General features: G+C 48.3%; 6 protein-coding genes. All 6 read right to left on the bottom strand.

Going from position 1 to position 3098, the window contains the following annotated elements; genetic code table 11:
* Positions 1-227 (bottom strand): lysine--tRNA ligase (locus M0Q40_12660; protein ID MCK9223438.1); only part of this gene is annotated, 227 nt, incomplete at its 3' end.
* Positions 228-253: 26 nt separating this feature from the next.
* Positions 254-733: a transcription elongation factor GreA gene (gene greA / locus M0Q40_12655; GenBank protein MCK9223437.1), complete on the bottom strand. Its 480-nt coding sequence runs from the start codon at positions 731-733 to the stop codon at positions 254-256.
* Positions 734-817: 84 nt separating this feature from the next.
* A complete protein-coding gene (locus tag M0Q40_12650) occupies positions 818-1357 on the bottom strand; it encodes a transcriptional regulator (GenBank protein ID MCK9223436.1) in 540 nt (179 codons plus the stop codon).
* A gap of 5 nt (positions 1358-1362) precedes the next feature.
* Entirely contained in the window at positions 1363-2376 is a 1014-nt protein-coding gene (gene dusB / locus M0Q40_12645; protein MCK9223435.1) for a tRNA dihydrouridine synthase DusB, read from the bottom strand.
* 70 nt (positions 2377-2446) lie between these two features.
* Positions 2447-2656, bottom strand: a complete 210-nt coding sequence (rpmE, locus tag M0Q40_12640) for a 50S ribosomal protein L31 (GenBank protein ID MCK9223434.1) — start codon at positions 2654-2656, stop codon at positions 2447-2449.
* A gap of 256 nt (positions 2657-2912) precedes the next feature.
* Positions 2913-3098: hypothetical protein (locus M0Q40_12635; GenBank protein MCK9223433.1), on the bottom strand; the 186-nt coding region annotated here is incomplete at its 5' end.

Below are 3098 nucleotides of genomic sequence, written 5' to 3'. Positions count from 1 at the left end.
CCATGGCCTCGGAGGGCCATGATCCTGCCAGCAACTCTAACGTGCTGTCCTTCTAATTGATCAAAATTGTCAATAATATCTGTCGCACGATGAGTCACCTCAAAACTCCTGCCGAAGGGATCAATCCCAGCCTCATCCAACTCTTTCTTCTTGGCAAGGCGGGCTTGCATTTGATCATTCATTTCCTCGGCCGCCTGGATGTCCTCGGGCGGCAGCCTATTAGTCACCAAAACACACCTCCGCAAATCACTCACTACTTATTAATATCCAGAATCTCGAAATGCAAAACACCAGCTGGCACTGTTACCGCCACCTGGTCTCCAATGGTTTTCCCAAGCAAAGCACGGCCTACAGGGGATTCATTGGAAATACGATGATTCGATGGATCCGCCTCTGCTGAACCCACGACCTTGTACCTCCACTCTTTCCCGGTGCCTAGCTCCTTGACTACAACCGTATAGCCTACCTTTACTTCCTCAGTATCATCATCTTCGTCGTTGTTGATGAGTACTGCATTGCGCAGAATACCACGAATCTTAGAGATTCTGGCCTCTACCTGGGCCTGTTCATCCTTGGCCGCATCATATTCCGAATTCTCACTGATATCCCCAAATCCCAGTGCTTCTTTGATCCGTTCGGCTACCTCGCGACGTCTTACTCGTATGAGATAATCCAACTCCCCTTCCAACTTTTCCAAACCTTCCCGTGTCAGGAGAACTTCCTTTTCAGCCATTGCTACCCCTGGTCTCCTTCCCTAGAATCGATGTGATTAATTATAGTAGCAAAGCCTCCGGGTGTCAACTGTTCCGCTCCTGGTTTATTCTGTGCGTAAGGCGGAAGCTAATTGGACCACCAATTCGGGGGATACATACTTATCCGCTTCCAAGGGCGAACTACCAAGCTCTACACCAATTACTTGGTTGCCCAGAATCTCCTCGGCCATTTTAATCCGCATGTCTGAACCCAAAAATACCACGCTATCATATTTCTGTAGCCCACTAACAAGCTCCATAATCTGGTTAAACAATGCCGCGCCCGTCAATTCCTCCACAAAGTCCCATCGCTCATTGTTAGTAAGAATCAGGACATAATCAAAGCCCTGTTCCTTGGCCGTCTTGACTATTTCTTCCTTGTTGGCAATGGGAAAACCAATTAAGGCTGTTTTTCTACCCTTCCTAATCTCACCGATACTCTCCAATCGGGACACAAAAGTCCTGTCCACACCAACCGCGTTGGCAACCTCCTGCTGTGAAATACCCTTAGCCCGCAACTCCAAGATCTTAGTCACTGCGGTCTCGATCTTCTCGGTGCTGATGAGTTTATCGCCGATTCTAATCAGTTCAAACTCCTGTGCCACGTCAATCACTCCGGGTGATGATGTTCTGCTTGAACACTGCTGTCCTTTAGATACCTCTCGTACTCCCGTAAAATCCGTAGGTATTCATCAATACCCCTCGCCCGGTTGATCGCCTGTCGTACTTCTGCCGACCCGGGCATACCTTTCAGGTACCATCCAATGTGCTTTCGCATTTCCAGGGAAGCGATATACTCACCCTTTGCTTCAGTTGCCATCAGCGCATGCCGAAGCACCATAGCAAGACGGTCCTCAAAGGAAGGTTCAGGCAGTAGCACTCCTGTCTTCAGGTACTCCACGCATTGCTTGAAAATCCAGGGATTCCCCCGTGCCCCTCGACCAATCATCACCGCATCACAGTTGGTCTTGGAAATCATACTGACCATATCCAGCGGAGAATTAATATCACCATTACCAATCACAGGAATGGTGACTCGTTTCTTAACCTTCCCAATAATAGTCCAATCGGCACGTCCCTGGTAAAACTGCTCTCTAGTACGGCCATGGACTGTAATGGCAGAGGCCCCAGCCTGCTCAGCAACTTCGGCTAACTCAGATGCCAGAGCATCCTCATTATTACCCCAGGCCTTCCGGATCTTGACAGTCACTGGCACGTCCACCGCATCTACCACCGCCCGAATGATCTCCGCAGCCAACGGTAAGTCTTGCATCAGAGCTGAACCAGCACCGTGGCGAACCACCTTGGGAACAGGACATCCCATGTTAATGTCAAATAGGTCAGGATGAAGGGCCATAAGCTGTTGGGCGGCTTTTGCAAGAATCTCAGGTCGGGAACCAAAAAGCTGGATGCCAATTGGGCGTTCATTCTCGGAAAAACGTGCTAGTTCCTCTGTCTTTCTATTCCCGTGCATAATGGCTTCAGCACTAATCATTTCTGTAAAGACGAAGCCAGCTCCCATTTCCACCGCTAGTTGTCGAAATGCACTGTCGGTGACTCCCGCCATTGGGGCCAGGAATACACGGTTGCCAATCAAGAGGTTTCCTATTGCAACTTCTCGCACACGCCCAAACTCCTAAAAAATGCGTTCTTCCCTCTTCAATGAGAAAAGAACGCATTATCCTGATAATCTGCTACTCCTCGGTGATCCCATATTTCCTTCGGAACCTGTCCACACGCCCGTCTCGGGTCGTATGTCTTTGCCTTTGACCTGTATAAAACGGGTGACACTTAGAGCAAATCTCCACCCGAAGGTTTTCCTTGGTCGATAACGTCTCAAAACTTTCCCCACACGCACAAGTGACTCTGGTCTTATAAACCTGGGGATGAATACCCTTTTTCACACTCTTTCACCTCTTTTGACCTGGTCACTAAACCAAGCCTTCCTATAAATCGAATACATTATAACACACGAGATTAGAGTAAAGCAACGAACAGCCGAACCTTCGCTGGAAAAGCATAAGAGTATCTACTGCCGGCCAGCAACAATGTGGCCTGCCGGCGAACTTCAGACTGAAGGTGTTTTCAGGACACATAGCTTCTCTCAAGTCTAGGATACGACAAGGTGTTCAAAAACCAAAATCGAAGGATAATCACTTTCTAGAAGCGAGAATTCTCGGTAAAAGCTGTGTTGATAATCAGATCAGCAAATTCTTCGTTCGTTTCGGTCTTGGTCAGCCGTTCAATCAATAGGTCCGTTGTGTCAGCAGTACCTAAGGAACTCAATGCCTTTCTAAGGATCCACATCATCTGCAGTTCACTATTATTCAAGAGTAATTCTTCCTT

It is taken from the genome of Limnochordia bacterium (assembly GCA_023230925.1).
Lineage (GTDB): Bacteria > Bacillota > Limnochordia > DUMW01 > DUMW01 > JALNWK01.
Note: the sequence above shows the minus strand (reverse complement) of the source record. Positions and strands in the feature narration are given on the sequence as shown.

Coding starts and splice junctions, on each gene's coding strand:
- greA (MCK9223437.1), bottom strand. CDS start 733: ATGGCTGAAAAGGAAGTTCTCCTGACACGGGAAGGTTTGGAAAAGTTG.